Here is an 18,803-nt window from a genome sequence, read left to right as displayed (position 1 = left end):
TCGGCTCCTTCTGCCCGCAAGCGGGGCGAAGAAGACACGTAGCGCTCGGTAGCCCTAAACTCTCGCATCGCATCGACGGCATAAAACCGTGCTTTCCCTGCCGGGCAGTCGTGGAATGAAGTGAGTGCCTCAAGTCCCTTCGCCCCATCTGCCGGAGAAAGTCGCGGATGCGGGATGAGGGGCTGCGACGGCGACCGAAGCCCGCTTAAATCCCCGCCTGCCAGTCCCTGACCGCATCCAGCGGCCAGACGAGCATCAGTACGTTGAGCGTGAGATTGTCGCGGATCAGCCAGCCGGTGAAGAGCTCGAAGACGATGGCGACCGTTATGGTCAACCAGACGGGCATGCGGGCGGCAAACAGGAAGCCGGCGGCCATGGCCAGTGTATCCATCGTCGAATTCAGGATGCTGTCGCCGAAATAGTCGAGCGAAATCGTTGCCGAGCGGTAGCGGTTGATCACCATCGGCGTGTTTTCGGCGATCTCCCAGGCGGATTCGATCACGGTCCCAAGGAAGAGCTTTGCCGTCAGCGGCTTGCCGCGCAGGAGCAGATGGCCGAGGCCGTAGAACAGGAAGCCGTGGATGATGTGCGACGGTGTGTACCAGTCGGCGATATGCTGCGAGTTGCCGCTGGATTTGACCACGGGCTCGAACAGTTTGACGTAGCCGCATTCGCAGATCCAGAGGCGACCCATCAGATGCTGGGTGACGATCTGGATGATGAGAACAGCAAAACAGGCGGCGAGCCAGAGGAGTGCGTGCCGGTTGCGGCTGTCATTCTCCTCGAGCATCGTGCTCACTCGGCGTTCTCCTGGTCAAGCGAGTGCTTCATGATCAGCGGCATCTGGGCGAGCGTAAAGAGAATGGTGATCGGCATCGTGCCCCAGACCTTGAAGGCGACCCAGAAATCGGTCGTGAACGAGCGCCAGACCACTTCGTTGAGCACGGCGAGGACCAGGAAGAACAGGCCCCAGCGCAGCGTCAGCTTGCGCCAGCCGGCCTCATCCAGCTTGAAGGCGGAGTGGAAGACGTAGCCGAGCAGCGACTTGCCGAACAGCAGGCCGCCGAGCAGGATCGTGCCGAACAGCGTGTTGACGATCGTCGGCTTCATCTTGATGAAGGTGTCGTTCTGCAGCCAGAGCGTCAGCGCGCCGAAGACGAAGACGACGATGCCCGAAATCAGCGGCATCATCGGCAGGGTGCGGGTCAGCACCCAAGAGACGGCAAGCGCGATTGCGGTCGCGGCCATAAACAGGCCGGTGGCGATGAAGATCGGACCGCCGAGTTCGGCGAGCGCCGGAAAATGCCCGGCCAACCATTCGCCACGCGAATTGGCAAAGAAGAAGACCATCAGCGGCCCAAGCTCCAGCACCAACTTGAGCAAGGGGCTGACTTCCTTCTGCGGCTTGGCAGCCTCGATCGACGACATCTGGGGGTCCTGTTTCTGCATGTACCTGCTGCTCATAACACCAGCTTTGCGGCAAAACCATATCAAGGCAACGGGCCGGCGTAACTACGCGCAGGCCCGATCGCCCCGTCAGGCGGCAACGCCGGCGATCGCCTCGGCAAAATCCTTGGCTTCGAACGGCTCGAGATCGTCGATCCCTTCGCCGACGCCGATGAAATAGACCGGCAACTTGTGCTTGGCGGAGATGGCGACGAGGATGCCGCCGCGCGCCGTGCCGTCGAGCTTGGTCATGATCAACCCGCTGACGCCGGCGACGTTGCGGAAGATCTCCACCTGCTGCAGCGCGTTCTGGCCGGTGGTGGCGTCGAGCGTCTGCAGCACGGTGTGCGGCGCATCCGGATCGAGTTTGCCGAGCACGCGCACGATCTTTTCGAGTTCGGCCATCAGTTCCGCCTTGTTCTGCAGGCGGCCGGCGGTGTCGATGATCAGGACGTCGGACTTCTTCTCGCGCGCCTGCTGGAAAGCCTCATAGGCAAGGCCAGCGGCATCGGCGCCGAGTTTGGACGAGACGATTTCGGAGTTGGTGCGCTCGGCCCAGATCTTCAGCTGCTCGATCGCCGCGGCCCGGAAGGTGTCACCGGCGGCGAGCATGACTTTCAGGCCCGCGCCGGAAAGCTTGGCGGCGAGCTTGCCGATCGTCGTGGTCTTGCCGGTGCCGTTGACGCCGACCACCAGGATCACGTGCGGCTTGTGGCTGAGATCGAGTTCCAGCGGCTTGGCGACGGGCGAAAGCACCTTGGTGATCTCGCCGGCCATGATGCGCGACACGTCCTCGCCCGAGACATCCTTGCCGTAGCGTTCCGAGGCGAGCGTGTCGGTGATGCGCATCGCCGTTTCGACGCCGAGGTCGGCCTGGATCAACAGGTCTTCGAGATCCTGCAGCGTCGCTTCGTCGAGCTTGCGCTTGGTAAACAGGCTGGCGATCTGGCCGGTCAGTTGCGATGAGGTGCGCGCGAGGCCGCGGCGCAGGCGCTGGTACCAGCTGAGCTTTTCCTTCGGCGCGGCGACGGGTTCTTCCTTGGGCTTGCGCTCTGTGGCGGAGAAGCCCTTGGGCAAAGCGGGCGTAGCAGTGGGCTCGGCCTCGGCTGTCTCGGTCGGCGCGACGTCAGTGGCGGCATCTGCTGCGTTGGCTTCTGCGGTCTCGATGCTTTCGCGGAGGGCTGCGGCTTCACCGCCGTCCGCCCTGCCGGGCATCTCCCCCACAGGGGCGGAGATCACGTTGGGCTCGCTCTCGAGTTCGGAAGCAAGCGTTTCGGTTGGCGTGACCTCGTCTGCTTCGGCAGTCGTGACGTCGCTTGCCGTGGGTTCGGCCTCGCGGGAGGCTACGATGATCTCATCGGAGGGAGCAGGCTCCTTGTGCGCAACAGGCGCCGCAGTCTCGGTGGCAGCTGTTGTTTCCTCAGCTGTGGCCTCGGTCTCCGTCTGCTCTCTCCCCTTGAGGGGGAGATGTCCCGAAGGGACAGAGGGGGGTATCGCGGCTTCAGTCTCGGCCGGCGTTACCACAGCTTCGACCGGGGCGGCTTCGTCGCGCGCCAGCTCTTCGGCGTCGTCGGAGGCCGGGCCACCGGCCGTCTCGATCTCGGCCTCAAGCACCGGATCGTCGTCGGACAACGGCAGGGTCTCGATGTCGACAGGTGGTTCGAAGGCGGTTTCCGGGCTCTCTTCGACGATCTCTGCCTCGGCAACGGCGGCAGGCGGTTCGACCGCCTCGGCGCTCGGCTCCGGCTGCGCCTCGACTTCGGGCGCAGAGACGATCGTCTCCTCCGGTACACCTTCCGGCGGCTTCGTTTCCTCCACCGCGCCCTTGCCGAAGGTGAAGATCCTCTTGATGAAACCCATTGCCATTCAGGAATTCCGCATAAATCAGGCCGCAGCCATCTGTTTTACCTGCATCGTCAGATGCTTGCCATTGTGGCCGGTGATTGAGACCGGGACAAGCGCACGGGGCGTCAGGTCAGCCGCGTCGACGAGCGTGAAGTTTTGTGTGTGGGCAAGCCCGTTGTTCTCGACCAGGATCGTCTGCTCGCTGCCGACCATACCTTCGAGGTGGCGGGCGTAGAGCGTCGCGCCGACGGCGCGAAGCCGCGCGGCACGATCCTTGACGAGCGCCCGGTCGAGCTGCGGCATGCGTGCCGCCGGCGTGCCGGGACGCGGGCTGTAGGGAAAGACGTGCAGATGCGCGATGCCGCAGTCCTCGGCGAGGCTCGCGGCATTTTCGAACATCTCTTCGGTCTCGGTCGGAAAGCCGGCGATCATATCGGCACCGAGGCTGATATCGGGGCGCAAGCGCCGGACCTGATCGGCAAAGGCGCGGGCGTGGGCGCTCGAATGACGGCGCTTCATGCGCTTCAGGATCAAATCGTCGCCATGCTGCAGCGACAGGTGCAGGTGCGGCATGAAGCGCGCCTCGTCGGCGATCAGGTCGAAGAGGTGTTTGTCGGCCTCGATGCCGTCGATCGAGGAAAGCCGCAGGCGGCGGATTTCCGGAACCTGTTTCAGAAGCGTCTTCGCCAGCAGCCCGAGGGTCGGCGTGCCCGGCAGGTCGGCGCCGTAGCTGGTGGCATCGACGCCGGTCAAGACGATCTCGCAATAGCCGCTCTCGACCAGCCTGCGCGCCTGGTCGACGACGGCGCCCATCGGCACGGAGCGGGAATTGCCGCGGCCATAGGGGATGATGCAGAAGGTGCAGCGGTGGTCGCAGCCGTTCTGCACCTGGATGAAGGCGCGCACGTGGCCATCGATGTGCTTGACCATCTGCGGTGCGGTGGCGCGCACGCTCATGATGTCGTTGACCCGCAGCTTTTCTTCCGCCGAGACGCCGAAATCCGGCAGTGAACGATAGGAGGCGCTCTTCAGCTTCTCCTCGTTGCCGAGCACGGCGTCGACCTCGGCCATTTCGGCAAAGGTCTCCTTTTCGGTCTGGGCGGCGCAGCCGGTGACGATGATGCGGGCATGCGGATTGTCGCGCCGGGCACGGCGGATCGCTTGGCGCGCCTGGCGCACGGCCTCGCCGGTGACGGCGCAGGTGTTGACGAGGATGGCGTTGTTCAGCCCCGCCTTTTCGGCTTCCGCCCTCATCACTTCGGATTCGTAGGTATTGAGACGGCAGCCGAAGGTTATGACCTCGACGCCGCTCAAAGCGCCCGGGCTCCGCCCGCTTCGGCCTCGTCGCGCTGCCAGGTTCCGGTCGTCGGGTTCAGCGTGCCGGACCATTCCCATTCGGCAGGTCCCGTCATGACGACATGATCGTCGTGCTCACGCCATTCGATCGTGAGCTTTGCCGGGGCAGGGGCTGATGCGACGTCGATCACCACCTTGCGGCCCGTGCGGCCGGTGCGCGCGGCGCTGACCGCAGCCGCGCAAGCCGCCGAGCCGCAGGCAAGCGTCAACCCGGCGCCGCGTTCCCAGGTGCGGGTGCGCAGCGACGAGGGCGAAAGCACCTGCGCCAGCGTGATGTTGGCGCGCTCGGGAAACATCGGATGGTTTTCGAGCAGCGGGCCGAAACGATCGAGATCGAAGGACATCGGGTCCTTGTCGACCCAGAAGACGGCGTGCGGATTGCCCATCGACATGGCCGAGGGCGAGTGCAGGACGGGATTGTCGATCGGTCCGATCTGCAGTTCGATGCGGCTCGTATCGGCAAATTCCTCGGCAAGCGGGATCTTGTCCCAGGCAAAGACCGGCTTGCCCATGTCGACCGAGATCGTGCCGTCCTCATGCTCGGTGGCGTTGAGGATGCCTGCAATGGTCTGGAAGGTGAAGGCCTTCTTGCCGGTTTCGGCGGCCAGCGCCTGGACGACGCAGCGCGTGCCGTTGCCGCAGGCCTGGGCCATGGAGCCGTCGCAATTGACGATATCGATCCAGGCGTCGGTGCCCTGAGCCTTGGGGTCGTGGATCGCCATGATCTGGTCGAAGGCGGTTGCCGGATCGGCATTGAGCGCGATCGCAGCGGCCGGCGTCACCCGATCCTTCCGACCGCGCATGTCAACGACGAGGATCTTGTTTCCAAGCCCGTTCATCCTGGCAAATTGCACGTTGTCGGTCATGTCGCGATTGTCCAAACGGGCCCGCTCCGGGCGGGCCATCCTTCATTCGGGCTGTATATGGCGGAAAAGCCCGGAAAATACCAGTGCCGCCTTTATTCGGCTCCCTCGCCGCCGGTCGGTACATCGAAGATTTCGCCGGGGCGAAGCGGCCGGAAGCGGCTGCGGGCGATGCCCGCCGCATCGAGCGCCCGTTCCAGCGCCTGTCGCGGCTCTTCGACGCCCTCGTCGGTCAGGCGAAACGTACCCCAATGGTGGCCGGCGACATGGGCGGCGGCGCAATCGACCATGCCGCGCACGGCTTCCTCCGGGTTCTGGTGCTGGTCCTGCATGAACCAGCGCGGCTCGTAGGCCCCGAAGGGCAGGTTGGCGAGGCGGAAGGCGCCGTGTTTTTCGCGGGCGGCGCGATAGTTGATGCCGTCGTGAAAGCCGGTATCGCCGACGTGGTAGATCTTGCCGGCCGGCGTCTCCACGACGAAGGCGGCCCAGAGCGCCATGCGCCGGTCGCGCGAGCCGCGCGCCGACCAGTGGTGGCAGGGCTCGGCGTGAAGAATGACGTCATCGCCGCAATCGAGCTGGTCGCCCCAGTCGACCATGTCGATCTCGACGTCGGGAACGGCGGATGATCGCGTCGTTGCCGAGCGGCGTGACGATGCGGGGAGCATGTTCCTCGTGAAGGGCTGCCAGCGTCTCGACATCGAGGTGGTCGTAGTGATTGTGGGTGACGAGCACGATGTCGATCGGCGGCAGGTCGTCGAGTTCGATGCCGGGCGCGTTGCGGCGCTGCGGGCCGGCAAAGGCAAACGGGCTGGCGCGATGCGACCAGACGGGGTCGGTGAGAATGTTGAGCCCATGCACCTGGATGAGCAGCGTCGCGTGTCCGACCATCGTCACGCGCAGGCGATCGCCTTCGACGCTGAGTTCAGGCTTCACCGGCGCGAACGGGCTTGGATTGTGCGCGGGCCAGCGCACCTTGCCGCTGCCGAACTGCCAGCGCAGGAGATCTGCCGCGCCCTTGGGCGGTTTGCCGTCGGGATTGAAGAACCTGGTGCCGTCGAAATGATCGGTGACGGGACCTTGGTAATAGGGATTGCGTGTCTTCATCCGGGCGGTTCGCCTTGGTTGAAAGGTCAAGGTTTAATAAATTCTTGAAGACAGCAACTGGATTGCTATCGTGGTTTCATGCTCGTTCGATTCGACCCGCAAGAACGTCTCTACAAGACCCTGAAGCTGGTCCGCTCCATCCATCTCAATATGCAGCGCTCGGCAGAACATATGCTCGATTGTGCCGGCATATCAGTGGCGGAGCGGGCGGTTCTCGAACTTTTTTGCGAAACGCCGCTGACGGTGCCGGAAGCCGGACGGCGCCTGTCGATGAAACGGCAGTTCGTGCTCAGGGTCGTCAACGGGCTGATGGACAAGACGTTGCTGGAAAGACGGCCGAACCCGGAACACCGCAGCGCCTATCTTTGCGCGCCGACGGCGGCCGGGCGTGATCTGTTCGCGGAAATCCATCGCCGCGAGGTGGAGTTGCTGCATGCCCTGCTCGGCGATATCAACCAGACCGAAGTGGTGGCCGCACTTCGGGTGATGACGCGGGTGTCGACCGCCTTCGAGCAGCTGGCTGGCGAACTCGACGACGCCGGCAAGGACGAGGCGCTCTGAGCCGAAAGCGCCTCATTTGCCTGCCGTCCTTGACTTTTGCCGCGCTTTCCTGTTTATCCGCGCCAATTCCTTCGCAAGCTCAAGTCTTCGAAGCCACCGACCGGGTCCCGTAAAGGTATAAAGAGAACCCGGAGGTCAACACCCGACAGCGCGTGGCGCCCTCGGGTGGTTTTTGGCTTTGCGCCTTGTTTTCTGCGCGAAGGAACCCACGTTTCCGGCGAGTTCATCGCCACCGGAAACCAGAAGGAAGTGAGAATGTTCGAGAGCCTCCAGGACCGCCTTGGTTCCATATTGAATGGACTGACCGGCCGCGGCGCATTGTCGGAAGCCGATGTTTCCGCTGCGCTCCGCGAGGTTCGCCGTGCGCTGCTCGAAGCCGACGTCGCGCTCGACGTCGTGCGCTCCTTCACCGAAAAGGTTCGTGAAAAGGCCGTCGGCGCCGAGATCCTGAAGTCGATCAAGCCCGGCCAGATGGTCGTCAAGATCGTCCATGACCAGCTCGTCGAGATGCTCGGCTCCGAGGGCGTCACCATCGACCTCAATGCGCCGGCGCCAGTCGTCATCATGATGGTCGGTCTGCAGGGCTCCGGTAAGACGACGACCACCGGCAAAATCGCCAGCCGGATGAAGACCAGGGACAAGAAGAAGGTCCTGATGGCTTCGCTCGACACGCGTCGTCCAGCAGCCCAGGAGCAGCTGCGCCAGCTCGGCGTGCAGACCGGCGTCGACACGTTGCCTGTTATTGCCGGCCAGTCGCCGACCGATATCGCTGCGCGCGCCGTTCAGGCTGCCAAGCTCGGCGGCCACGACGTCGTCATTCTCGACACGGCGGGCCGTACCCATATCGACGAGCCGCTGATGATCGAGATGGCGGAGATCAAGCGGAAGTCCAATCCGCATGAAATCCTGCTCGTGGCAGATGCGCTGACCGGTCAGGACGCCGTCAACCTCGCCCGCAACTTCGACGAACGCGTCGGCATCACTGGCCTGGTGCTCACCCGTATGGACGGCGACGGCCGTGGCGGTGCAGCGCTGTCGATGCGTGCGGTCACCGGCAAGCCGATCAAGCTCATCGGCGTCGGCGAAAAGATGGGCGAACTCGAAGAGTTCCACCCCCGCCGCGTCGCCGACCGTATCCTCGGCATGGGCGACATCGTCTCGCTCGTCGAGAAGGCTGCCGAGAACATCGACGCCGAGAAGGCGGCCGCCATGGCCGCCAAGATGGCCAAGGGCAAGTTCGACCTGAACGACCTTGCAGACCAGCTCGGCCAGATGCAGAAGATGGGCGGCATGGGCGGTATCATGGGCCTGATGCCCGGCATGGCCGGCATGAAGGACAAGATGGCCGCGGCCGGCCTCGACGACAGCCTGTTCAAGCGCCAGCTCGCCATCATTTCGTCGATGACCAAGGCCGAGCGTGCCAACCCGGATCTGCTCAAGCACTCGCGCAAGAAGCGCATCGCCGCCGGTTCCGGCACCGATGCCGCCGACATCAACAAGCTTCTGAAGATGCACCGCCAGATGGCGGACATGATGAAGATGATGGGCGGTAAGGGCAAAGGCGGCATGATGAAGCAGATGATGGGCGGCCTTGCCAACAAGATGGGCCTTGGCGGCCTCGGTGGCGGCGGCATGCCTGATCTCTCGAAGCTCGACCCGAAGCAGCTCGAAGCCCTGCAGAAGCAGGCGGAAGCCGCCGGTCTGAAGCCGGGCGGTATGCCTGGCCTTGGCGGCGGTGGCCTGCCAGGTCTGGGTGGCGCCAAGCTTCCGGGTCTTGGTGGCGGCTTCCCCGGCCTTCCCGGCCTGCCGAAGAAGAAGTGAGGATCGCTTAAAAGATGATTGATCCCGAAATCAAAAAGGAATTGGCGGGCTACCGGCAGTCGATCGACAATATCGATGCCGCGCTCGTCCACATGCTGGCTGAACGCTTCCGCTGCACCCAGGCAGTCGGCGTTCTGAAAGCCAAGCACGAACTGCCGCCGGCCGACCCGGCGCGCGAAGAATACCAGATCGAACGCCTGCGCCGCCTGGCCAAGGATGCCAATCTGGATCCGGATTTCGCCGAGAAGTTCCTGAACTTCATCATCAAGGAAGTCATCCGGCATCATGAAGCCATCGCCGCCGATCGCTCGCATTCCGCGGGCAACGCCGGCACAAACCATTCCGCTTGAACCAAGCGGTCAAGAAAGCCTGCAAGGAGTTACTCAAATGGCACTGAAAATTCGTCTCGCCCGTGGCGGTTCCAAGAAGCGTCCTTACTACCAGATCGTCGTTGCCGACGCCCGCAGCCCGCGTGACGGCCGCTTCCTCGAGAAGATCGGCTCGTGGAACCCGATGCTCGGCAAGGACGACGAAAAGCGCGTCGAGCTCGACGCCGAGCGCGTCAACCACTGGATCGCCCAGGGCGCCCAGCCGACCGACCGCGTTCTGCGCTTCCTCGACCAGGCCGGTCTCGCAAAGCGCCCGGCTCGCAGCAACCCGACCAAGGGTGCCCCGGGCAAGAAGGCTCAGGAGCGCGCTGCTGAAGCCAAGCAGAAGGCTGAAGACGCCGCTGCTGCTGCTGCTGAATAACAGCCGGCGAACGGTCCGGAGAGTGATCGGCGGTCATCTGCCGACGCAGCTCTCCGGCTGGCCGTGACTTAAGGAAACGGGTGGCATTTCCATGCCGCCCGTTTTCCGTTATGTGCACCGAGATATACCGAAACGGACGCGGACGATGAGCAAACTCGAAAACCCGGTTCTAATGGCGACGATTGGCGCGGCGCAGGGCCTGCGCGGCGAGGTCAGGGTCAAGTCCTTTACCGATGATCCGACGGCGCTCGGCGAGTATGGCAATCTGCACAGCGCAGACGGCCGTGTGTTCGAGGTGCTGGAGATTCGCGAGGCGAAAAACGTCGTCATCGTTCGCTTTCGCGGCGTCAATGACCGCAATGCCGCCGAGGCGCTCAACGGCCTCGACCTGTTCATCGAGCGCGACAACCTGCCCGACGACGATCTCGACGAGGACGAGTTCTTCTATGCCGATCTCGAGGGCCTGGAAGCGATCGACGGCAATGGCACGAGCTACGGCAAGGTCAGCGGTGTCTTCGATTTCGGCGCCGGCGATCTCCTTGAGCTGAAGGGGCCAGGCCGACGTCCGGTGCTGATCCCGTTTACCGAATGGTCGGTGCTGGAGATCGATCTGGAAGCGGGGCGGCTGCTGGTCGATCCGGTTGCGGCCGGCCTGACCGACGACAAGGACCAGGATCCGGGTAGCCCGTTTTCCGCGAAGCGCAAGTGAGCGTTGCGGCCATGACGTTTCGCGCCACCATCCTGACGCTCTATCCCGAAATGTTTCCGGGCCATCTCGGCGCCTCGCTTTCCGGCAAGGCGCTCGAGCGTGGCCAGTGGTCGATCGAGCCGGTGCAGATCCGTGATTTCGCCGAGGACAAGCATCGCACTGTCGACGACACGCCGGCTGGCGGCGGCGCCGGCATGGTGCTGAAGCCGGATGTGCTCGCGCGCGCGATCGATCGTGTCTCGGAGAACGACGATCGGCCGCGATTGCTGATGAGCCCGCGTGGCCGACCGCTGACACAGGAGCGGGTGCGTGAACTCGCCGTCGGCCCCGGCGTCGTCATCGTTTGCGGCCGCTTCGAAGGTGTCGATCAGCGGGTGATCGACGCCCGCGGCCTCGAAGAGGTTTCGATCGGCGACTATATTCTTTCGGGCGGCGAGCCGGCGGCCCTCACGCTGCTCGATGCCGTGGTGCGCATCCTGCCGGGTGTCATGGGCAACGAGCTTTCGGGTGTGCATGAGAGCTTCGAAGGCGGGCTGCTCGAGCATCCGCACTACACCCGCCCACAGGTCTTCGAAGGCCGCGAAATCCCGGCAGTGCTGACCTCGGGCAATCACGGCGCCATTGCCAAATGGCGCGAGGCGGAGGCGCGGCGGCTGACCGCCGAGCGCCGGCCCGATCTTCTTAATCAGCCCGTGAAGAAGTAATAGGCGGCAAGCAGCAGGCCTACGGCGACGACCAGCGCGCGGATGACCGCCTGCGGCACGCGTCTTGCTGCCCAGACGCCGCTGTAGCCGCCAAGGGCGGCCCCTGGCACCATGATTGCCGCGTGCAGCCAGGACACGACCCCGCCGGCGGCAAAGACGACGATGGCGATCGCGGCAATAACGATCGAGATGAAGTTCTTGAGCGCGTTCAGCCGGTGATAGCCGCCGCCGGTCGCAAGCCCCAGCACTGCCAGCATCATGATGCCCATGCCGGCGCCGAAGAAGCCGCCGTAAATGGAGGTGACGAACTGGGCGCCGATGCCGACCGGATTGATCGCATGCTCGTCGACGCGGGCCTTGGGCTTCAGGAGCGGCCCGGCAGCGAAGATCGCCGTTGCCGCCAGCAGCAGCCAGGGCACAAGCGCGCGGAAGGAGGCATTGGAGAGCGAGATGAGCAGCAGCGCGCCGGCCAGACCGCCAAGTGCGGAGATGACGCCGAGCAGGATCGCATAGCGCTTGTCGGCGCGGATCTCCTTGGCATAGGCGAGCGCCGAGGTGATGTAGCCTGGAAACTGGATGATCGACGAGGTCGCGTTGGCGACGATTGGCGAGAGACCGCCAAGCGTCATCGCCCCGAAGGTCAGGAACGTTCCGCCGCCGGCAATGGCATTGACGACGCCGGACAGGAAGCCGGCCGCAAACAGCATGAGTATTTCGAAGATGTTCATGGTCTCCCCCGACCCCTCATGCTCGGGATAGCCGGTGGTTGTGCCGGCCGCAAGTCCGTTGCATCGGACAATCATCACGCGCGTGTTTGCGTATTTTCTGATAAATTCGGCTTTCCTGGCGCGGATGCCTCAGAAATTATGGCCTTCGGGGATGACAAGGCAGTGCGATTGGTGTAAGTGCCGCCCCGGTTCGGGTTCCATGCCCGTCGACCAAAACAAAGAATGGCGAATCCGCTCCTGCCGGTATCCGGCAAGACCTGAAGGCTGGCCCGACAGGTTCATCGAGAGCGCTCTGGCTGTTTCAGAAGAACTTGAAAGGTTAGACCGATGAACATCATCCAGCAGCTGGAAGCCGAACAGGCCGCCAAGATCGCCGCCAAGCGCACGCTCCCGGAATTCTCCGCAGGCGACACGCTCCGCGTCAACGTCCGCGTTGTCGAAGGCAACCGTACCCGCGTCCAGGCCTATGAAGGCGTTTGCATCGCTCGTTCGGGCGGCGGCATCAACGAAAGCTTCACCGTTCGCAAGATCTCCTACGGCGAAGGCGTCGAGCGCGTATTCCCGGTTTACTCTCCGCTCGTCGAGAGCGTCGAAGTGGTTCGCCGCGGTAAGGTCCGTCGCGCCAAGCTCTACTACCTGCGCGACCGTCGCGGTAAGTCGGCTCGTATCGTCGAGAACACCGGCACGCGCGCCCGCAAGCTGAACGAAGCCGAGCGTCAGGCGATTGCCGAGGAAAAGGCACGCATCGAGGCTGAAAAGGTTGCAGCAGCTCAGGCGCTCGCCGCCGAGAAGGCAGCAGCCGAAGCCGCCGAAGCAAAGGCAGCAGCGGAAGCCGCAGCAGAATAACATTTCAATCCCTAGGGATTGTTGGAAAGGCGGCCTCGGCCGCCTTTCTTTTTTGGTACTATCCGCTTGTCTTTTCGACGGAATTTGTGACATTTTCCGCTGCCACACTTTTCGGGAGCTCCTCCAATGACAATCCGTCGCCACGTGCTTGCGGGCATCGCAGCCGCACTTGCAGCACCTTTTGCGTTTTCTGCACCGGCGCTGGCCGCCGACCTGCCTGACCTCGGCGGCAAGACGGTCGTCGTCGTCACGGAGAACGCCTACCCGCCGCTGCAGTTTGTCGATCCGAAGTCCGGCGAAGCCAAGGGCTGGGAATACGACGCGATGAACGAGATCGCCAAGCGGTTGAATTTCAAGGTCGAATACCAGAACACCAGCTGGGACGCGATGATCCAGGCGGTGCATGACGGTCAGTACCAGATCGGCATGACGGGCATCACCATCAAGGACGACCGCAAGGAAAAGGTCGATTTCTCGGACCCCTACATGCGCTCGCAGCAGTTCATGCTGGTGCGCAGCGACGAGGCCCGCTTCAACGATGGCAAGAGCTTCGGCGCCTTTGCCGACGGTCTCGTCGGCGCACAGCCGGGTACCTCGCCGTTCTACACCGCCGTCTACGAAATGCTCGACGGCAACGAGCAGAACCCGCGCATCAAGCTGTTTGAGACCTTCGGCGCGACCGTTCAGGCGCTGAAGGCCGGCGACGTCGATGTGGTCCTGACCGATAGCGTCGCCGCCAAGGGCTATGTCGATTCCTCCGAAGGCAAGCTCAAGGTCGTCGGTGGGCCGCTCGGCACCGAGGATTTCGGCTTCATCTTCCCGAAGGGCTCGGATCTCGTGGCTCCGGTCAACGCCGCGATCAAGGCGCTGAAGGAAGACGGTACCTTCGACGCCCTCGATAAGAAGTGGTTCCTCGAATACAAGATGGGCGGCTGATAGCAGGCTATGGCCGCTCCACAATCTTCAGACATGTCTGGCAAGGGCGACTATCCCTGGTGGTTGGTCGCCCTTGTTGCGATCGCTGTGGCGCTCGCCGCCGTGATCATCAGCAATGACATCTTCTCGGAAGTCTTCACCGTCGTCTTCAAGGGCCTTGGCGTCACCGTCTTCGTGACCCTCATGGGCTTCGTGCTGGCGACGACGCTCGGCCTCGGCATCGCGCTGATGGCGCTCTCCGAGCACTCGTCCCTTCGGCAGATCGCCCGCTTCTATACGGAAGTCATCCGCGGCGTGCCGATCCTGGTGCTTCTGTTCTACATTGCCTTCGTCGGCGCGCCGGGGCTCGTCGTCGCGGCCAATTTCATCTCAGCACCGCTGATTAGCGCCGGCTGGATGGAGCCGGTTGTCGTGCGCGACATCTCCTTGATGTGGCGGGCGATCCTGGCGCTGATGATCGGCTATTCTGCGTTCATCGCCGAAGTGTTCCGGGCGGGCATCCTCTCGGTAGACAAGGGGCAGGTCGAAGCCGCTAAGGCGCTCGGGCTTTCACGCTACCAGCGCTTTCGTCTCGTCATCTTTCCGCAGGCGATCCGCGTGATCCTGCCGCCGCTCGGCAACGACTTTATCGCCATGGTCAAGGACAGTTCGCTCGTCTCGGTGCTCGGCGTCGCCGACATCACGCAGATGGGCAAGGTCTATGCCTCCGGCTCCTTTCGCTTCTTCGAGACCTATTCGATCGTTGCCTATGTCTATCTCGTGCTGACCATCGGTCTGTCGCTGGGATTGCGGGGGCTGGAGCGGCGGCTCAGGCGCGCGGAGCAGCGCTGAGTCCGTTTCCGGCAATTGCCGACCTGTCAGAAAATTGATATGAACACGGCCATGGAATCCAAATTCGGATGTAGCGAGCAGAAAATCGTCGTGCTGCAGGACCACAAGCGCCTGCCGGCACGCTTCTTTGCGCGCGTCCACGGGGCGCTTACAAGCCGCCTATCCTGATCTCCTGATCAGTGCTTCCGGCCGCCTTGCCGCCGGCTTTCCTACTTTTTTGAAAACTCGATGGATATACCGCCATGAGCGCACCGCGTACCCTCTATGACAAGATCTGGGACGATCACCTGGTCAACGCACAGGACGACGGCACCTGTCTTCTCTACATCGACCGTCACCTCGTTCACGAAGTGACGAGTCCGCAGGCCTTCGAAGGTCTGCGCATGGCCGGCCGCAAGGTCCGTGCGCCTGAAAAGACGCTCGCTGTCGTCGACCACAATGTTCCGACTTCGGCCGACCGTCACCTCGGCATCAAGAACGAGGAAAGCCGCATCCAGGTCGAGGCGCTCGCCAAGAACGCCGCCGACTTCGGCGTCGAATACTACTCGGAAAACGACAAGCGCCAGGGCATCGTGCACATCGTCGGCCCCGAGCAGGGCTTCACCCTGCCGGGCATGACCATCGTGTGCGGTGACAGCCACACCTCGACACATGGCGCCTTCGGTTCGCTGGCCCACGGCATCGGCACGTCGGAAGTCGAGCACGTGCTCGCGACCCAGACGCTGATCCAGAAGAAGGCGAAGAACATGCTGGTGCGCGTCGACGGCCAACTGCCGCCGGGCGTCACCGCCAAGGACATCATCCTCGCCATCATCGGCGAGATCGGCACTGCCGGCGGCACCGGCCACGTCATCGAGTTTGCCGGCGAAGCGATCCGCTCGCTGTCGATGGAAGGCCGCATGACCATCTGCAACATGACGATCGAAGGCGGCGCCCGCGCCGGCCTGATCGCGCCTGACGAAACGACGTTCGCCTATATCAAGGACAAGCCGCGCGCACCGAAGGGCAAGGCCTGGGACATGGCGCTCGACTACTGGAAGACGCTGCACACGGACGAGGGCGCGCATTACGATCGCGTCGTCGTGCTCGACGCCGCCAACCTGCCGCCGATCGTCTCCTGGGGCTCGTCGCCGGAAGACGTCATCTCGGTTCAGGGCATCGTTCCCAATCCGGATGAGATCCAGGAAGAGAACAAGCGGGCCTCCAAGTGGCGCGCGCTCGACTATATGGGCCTGAAGCCGGGCACGAAGATCACCGACATCGCCGTCGACCGCGTCTTCATCGGCTCGTGCACCAACGGCCGCATCGAGGACCTCCGGGCCGTGGCCGAGGTGGTCGAAGGCCGCAAGGTCGCCTCGACCGTTTCGGCGATGATTGTTCCGGGATCCGGCCTCGTGAAGGAACAGGCCGAGGCCGAAGGCCTCGACAAGATCTTCCGCGAAGCGGGCTTCGACTGGCGCGAGCCGGGCTGCTCCATGTGCCTGGCGATGAACGACGACCGGCTGAAGCCCGGCGAGCGTTGCGCCTCCACATCGAACCGCAACTTCGAGGGCCGTCAGGGCTTCAAGGGCCGCACGCATCTGGTCTCGCCGGCGATGGCGGCAGCCGCTGCGGTCGCGGGTCATTTCGTCGATATCCGCGAATGGAAATAGGCCGGGTCTGAGCTTTTCCGGCGTCAATGGCCGCCCTTCGGGGCGGCCTTTTTTATTTGGCGCTCTCCCCGCCCGCGCGCCTGAAATGGGTTAAGCTGTGCGGGCCGAGGCACATTGGGGAGAACGATGGGATGAGCGACGATCTGCCTGTGCAACGCTACCGTCTGCTGCTGTTGCGCCATGCCAAGTCCGCCTGGCCGGACGGCGTTGCCGACATCAACCGACCGCTCGGCGAGCGAGGCCGCAAGGCGGCGCCACTGATGGGGGGCTATATGGCTCGGCATGCGCTCGTGCCGGATCTCGCCCTCGTCTCGACCGCGAAACGGGCGCAGGAGACCTGGACACTGGTAGCCGCTGCCTTGCCGCCCGGCATCACGGTCGAAAACACCCGGGCGATCTATGAGGTGGAGGCCGCCCAGATCCTCAGCGTGCTTCGTGCAACCGACCCGGCCATCAGGACGCTGCTGATCGTCGGCCACAATCCCGGCATGGAGGACCTGGCGCACGAGCTCGTCGGTTCCGGCGATGCGGATCTGCGTATGCGCATGGCGGACAAGTTTCCGACGGCGGCGCTTGCCGTCCTTGAATTCGAAGCGACAGGCTGGCGTGAGCTTCTGTCCGGCGGGGCCAGGCTCGCGCGCTTCGTCACGCCGCGTTCGCTCGATTGAGCCGATCGGACGTCGAGGTCAGATTACCTTCACGACGGTGCCGCGGCGCATATGCGGGATCAGCCGACGCATCGCCGGCAGGCTGACGGCGACGCAGCCCTGCGTCGGCTCGTAGCCCGGCCGGATCAGGTGAAAGAAGATCGCCGAACCGGCATTTCGCCGGCGCGCGAGCAGGTTCCAGTCCATCACCAGGCAGATGTCGTAGAGCCCGTCGTCACGCATCATCTCCTCATGGCTCGGCTGGAAGGGTGCCTTGACCGGGCGATTGTAGAGCGCGTGGCGTGTCGCGTCGCACCACAGCATGCCCGTGCGCGTCGTCCGGGTCGGCAGCGGCGTCGGCGGCAGGAGGAGGCGGTCGCGCCTGACATAGCCGCCGATCAGCTTCATCGCGGCGCGTGGCGTGGCGCCATCGCCCTCGCGCTTCAGGCTGGTAATGCCACTTCGCCCGATGGCGGCCTGCTCGACGCGGCCGTCGAACGAGACAAGTGCTCGCTTGCGATCGCGCGGTGCGGCGCGCACGGTGATGACAGATTTGGCTGGTCTTCTTCCCGACGTTTTCTTGAGCATCATTCTCACGGATTTTTGCTTTGCCCGTGATTTGGGGGGCACCATAAGCACGGTTACGGATATAAAGAGGTAGCAACGCTGGTTCGCTTGCCAACACAGGCATTTGAGCTAGTTTGAAAACGGAAGCAAACAGGAATTGTCCCATGGCGACCCGTACCATTCTTCTTGTCGATGACGACAATGACCTGCGCGAGACCCTGGTCGAGCAGCTCTCGCTCTACGAGGAATTCGACCTCATCCAGGAAGCGACTGCCGGCAAGGGCATCCAGACGGCGCGTGCCCAGCAGGTGGACCTGTTGATCATGGATGTCGGCCTGCCGGACATGGACGGTCGCGAAGCGGTGAAGCTGCTGCGCAAGGGCGGCTTCAAGGCGCCGATCATCATGCTGACCGGCCACGACACCGATTCCGATACGATTCTGGGCCTTGAGGCCGGCGCCAACGATTATGTGACGAAGCCGTTCCGTTTCGCCGTACTGCTCGCCCGCATCCGCGCGCAGCTGCGCCAGCACGAGCAGAGCGAGGACGCAACCTTCAGCGTCGGGCCCTACACGTTCAAGCCGAGCCAGAAGCTGCTGACGCTCGAAAACGGCCAGAAGATCCGGCTTACCGAAAAGGAAGCGGCGATCATCCGCTATCTCTACCGCGCCGACCAGAAGGTGGTGACGCGCGACGTGCTCTTGGAAGAAGTCTGGGGCTACAATTCCGGCGTGACCACCCACACGCTCGAAACCCACGTCTATCGTCTGCGCCAGAAAATCGAGCGGGACCCTTCCAATGCCGAGATTTTGGTGACAGAGAACGGCGGCTACAAGATCGTTCCGTAGCCGGGGTGCGCAGGGTGGCAATCCACTTCTCGCGCGTTCTCCGTAGACTGTTGTTTGCATGGGTCGCGTGCGCGATCCGGTCCATCGGGACCGGCACTGGCGTGACCGTGGGAGGTTAGCCGCTTGGCGCTCAACGACGATATCGTGCTTCTGTCCAACGTGCCGCTGTTCGCCGATATCAGCGAGGACAAGCTGAGGCTGATCGCCTTCGGCGCGGAGCGGCGCCGCATCTTCAAGGGACAGGAGCTGTTTCGCGAGGGGGCGCCGGCCGATTGCGCCTATGCGATCGCCAGCGGCAGCTTGTCCCTGTCGAAGGCCGGTTTCGACGGTTCTGAGACGACGGTCTCGACCGTCAGTCGCGGAGCGCTTCTGTCGGAACTGGCGCTGATCTCGATGGTCGAGCGTAAGTTCACGGCAACGGCCGAGGAAGACAGCGAAGTCATTCGCATCAATCGGCCGCTCTTCCGCCGCATGCTGGAGGAATATCCTGAAGTGGCCGAGCTCGTCGAAGCGCGCATCCGCGAAAACCTGCAGGCGATGATCCGCCGGGCCGGCGCGCTCGCCGGCCGTTTTGCTTGAACCGCGCTAC

At 63.6% G+C, this 18,803-nt stretch carries 20 protein-coding genes and 1 pseudogene; 13 read left to right on the top strand and 8 right to left on the bottom strand.

What is annotated here, in order from left to right:
• Window positions 1-205: 205 nt before the first annotated feature.
• From IB272_RS13065 to IB272_RS13040, 6 genes and pseudogenes are all read right to left on the bottom strand, one after another.
• Window positions 206-790, bottom strand: a complete 585-nt coding sequence (locus IB272_RS13065) for a DUF2585 domain-containing protein (protein WP_060586621.1) — start codon at window positions 788-790, stop codon at window positions 206-208.
• 5 nt (window positions 791-795) lie between these two features.
• Window positions 796-1,428, bottom strand: coding sequence for a septation protein A (locus tag IB272_RS13060; protein ID WP_089044390.1), 633 nt, complete (start codon window positions 1,426-1,428; stop codon window positions 796-798).
• Between the two features lie 108 nt (window positions 1,429-1,536).
• Window positions 1,537-3,312 (bottom strand): signal recognition particle-docking protein FtsY, encoded by a 1,776-nt coding sequence (gene ftsY, locus IB272_RS13055; RefSeq protein ID WP_060586539.1) that lies wholly within the window; start codon window positions 3,310-3,312, stop codon window positions 1,537-1,539.
• A gap of 18 nt (window positions 3,313-3,330) precedes the next feature.
• Window positions 3,331-4,605, bottom strand: a complete 1,275-nt coding sequence (gene mtaB / locus IB272_RS13050) for a tRNA (N(6)-L-threonylcarbamoyladenosine(37)-C(2))-methylthiotransferase MtaB (protein ID WP_060586537.1) — start codon at window positions 4,603-4,605, stop codon at window positions 3,331-3,333.
• The gene (dapF, locus tag IB272_RS13045; RefSeq protein WP_060521573.1) at window positions 4,602-5,513 is read right to left on the bottom strand and encodes a diaminopimelate epimerase; all 912 of its coding nucleotides are present in this window, start codon (window positions 5,511-5,513) and stop codon (window positions 4,602-4,604) included. The genes mtaB and dapF overlap by 4 nt, the downstream gene beginning before the upstream one ends.
• Window positions 5,514-5,605: 92 nt before the next feature.
• Window positions 5,606-6,398 (bottom strand): annotated as a pseudogene (locus tag IB272_RS13040) (MBL fold metallo-hydrolase).
• A gap of 294 nt (window positions 6,399-6,692) precedes the next feature.
• Between IB272_RS13040 and IB272_RS13035 the strand changes: the two are divergent.
• The 6 genes from IB272_RS13035 (at window position 6,693) to trmD (ending at window position 11,159) form a co-directional block, all read left to right on the top strand.
• A complete protein-coding gene (locus IB272_RS13035) occupies window positions 6,693-7,175 on the top strand; it encodes a MarR family transcriptional regulator (protein WP_060586533.1) in 483 nt (160 codons plus the stop codon).
• 255 nt (window positions 7,176-7,430) lie between these two features.
• Window positions 7,431-8,996, top strand: coding sequence for a signal recognition particle protein (ffh, locus tag IB272_RS13030; protein WP_034803123.1), 1,566 nt, complete (start codon window positions 7,431-7,433; stop codon window positions 8,994-8,996).
• Between the two features lie 14 nt (window positions 8,997-9,010).
• A complete protein-coding gene (locus IB272_RS13025; RefSeq protein WP_034802805.1) occupies window positions 9,011-9,346 on the top strand; it encodes a chorismate mutase in 336 nt (111 codons plus the stop codon).
• A 37-nt stretch (window positions 9,347-9,383) separates the two neighbouring features.
• Window positions 9,384-9,746, top strand: coding sequence for a 30S ribosomal protein S16 (rpsP, locus tag IB272_RS13020; RefSeq protein WP_034802802.1), 363 nt, complete (start codon window positions 9,384-9,386; stop codon window positions 9,744-9,746).
• A gap of 145 nt (window positions 9,747-9,891) precedes the next feature.
• A complete protein-coding gene (gene rimM, locus IB272_RS13015; RefSeq protein ID WP_034803120.1) occupies window positions 9,892-10,455 on the top strand; it encodes a ribosome maturation factor RimM in 564 nt (187 codons plus the stop codon).
• An 11-nt stretch (window positions 10,456-10,466) separates the two neighbouring features.
• Window positions 10,467-11,159: a tRNA (guanosine(37)-N1)-methyltransferase TrmD gene (trmD, locus tag IB272_RS13010; protein WP_060586617.1), complete on the top strand. Its 693-nt coding sequence runs from the start codon at window positions 10,467-10,469 to the stop codon at window positions 11,157-11,159.
• Here the strand turns inward: trmD and IB272_RS13005 are convergent.
• A complete protein-coding gene (locus tag IB272_RS13005) occupies window positions 11,141-11,887 on the bottom strand; it encodes a sulfite exporter TauE/SafE family protein (protein WP_060521571.1) in 747 nt (248 codons plus the stop codon). The two genes, trmD and IB272_RS13005, sit on opposite strands and share 19 nt — an antisense overlap.
• A gap of 327 nt (window positions 11,888-12,214) precedes the next feature.
• Between IB272_RS13005 and rplS the strand changes: the two genes are divergently transcribed.
• From rplS to IB272_RS12980, 5 genes are all read left to right on the top strand, one after another.
• Complete coding sequence (rplS, locus tag IB272_RS13000) at window positions 12,215-12,733, top strand: 50S ribosomal protein L19 (protein WP_043625625.1); 519 nt, start codon at window positions 12,215-12,217, stop codon at window positions 12,731-12,733.
• A 126-nt stretch (window positions 12,734-12,859) separates the two neighbouring features.
• Window positions 12,860-13,669 (top strand): transporter substrate-binding domain-containing protein, encoded by an 810-nt coding sequence (locus tag IB272_RS12995; RefSeq protein ID WP_034802798.1) that lies wholly within the window; start codon window positions 12,860-12,862, stop codon window positions 13,667-13,669.
• Between the two features lie 9 nt (window positions 13,670-13,678).
• Window positions 13,679-14,500 (top strand): amino acid ABC transporter permease, encoded by an 822-nt coding sequence (locus tag IB272_RS12990; protein ID WP_060586531.1) that lies wholly within the window; start codon window positions 13,679-13,681, stop codon window positions 14,498-14,500.
• Between the two features lie 242 nt (window positions 14,501-14,742).
• Entirely contained in the window at window positions 14,743-16,152 is a 1,410-nt protein-coding gene (leuC, locus tag IB272_RS12985; protein ID WP_060521449.1) for a 3-isopropylmalate dehydratase large subunit, read from the top strand.
• A 131-nt stretch (window positions 16,153-16,283) separates the two neighbouring features.
• The gene (locus tag IB272_RS12980; protein WP_034802788.1) at window positions 16,284-16,820 is read left to right on the top strand and encodes a histidine phosphatase family protein; all 537 of its coding nucleotides are present in this window, start codon (window positions 16,284-16,286) and stop codon (window positions 16,818-16,820) included.
• An 18-nt stretch (window positions 16,821-16,838) separates the two neighbouring features.
• Here the strand turns inward: IB272_RS12980 and IB272_RS12975 are convergent, their stop codons facing one another.
• Complete coding sequence (locus IB272_RS12975) at window positions 16,839-17,387, bottom strand: L,D-transpeptidase family protein (RefSeq protein ID WP_060586529.1); 549 nt, start codon at window positions 17,385-17,387, stop codon at window positions 16,839-16,841.
• A 143-nt stretch (window positions 17,388-17,530) separates the two neighbouring features.
• On the opposite strand from IB272_RS12975, the gene IB272_RS12970 reads away from it, so the two are divergent.
• Window positions 17,531-18,214, top strand: coding sequence for a response regulator transcription factor (locus IB272_RS12970; protein ID WP_034802783.1), 684 nt, complete (start codon window positions 17,531-17,533; stop codon window positions 18,212-18,214).
• Between the two features lie 123 nt (window positions 18,215-18,337).
• Window positions 18,338-18,793: a cyclic nucleotide-binding domain-containing protein gene (locus tag IB272_RS12965; protein ID WP_034802780.1), complete on the top strand. Its 456-nt coding sequence runs from the start codon at window positions 18,338-18,340 to the stop codon at window positions 18,791-18,793.
• Window positions 18,794-18,803: the final 10 nt, after the last annotated feature.

The organism is Ensifer sp. ENS08 (assembly GCF_014852195.1).
Taxonomy (GTDB): domain Bacteria; phylum Pseudomonadota; class Alphaproteobacteria; order Rhizobiales; family Rhizobiaceae; genus Ensifer; species Ensifer adhaerens.
The sequence above is the reverse complement of the archived record's forward strand: the minus strand, read 5'-3'. Positions and strand labels throughout refer to the sequence as shown.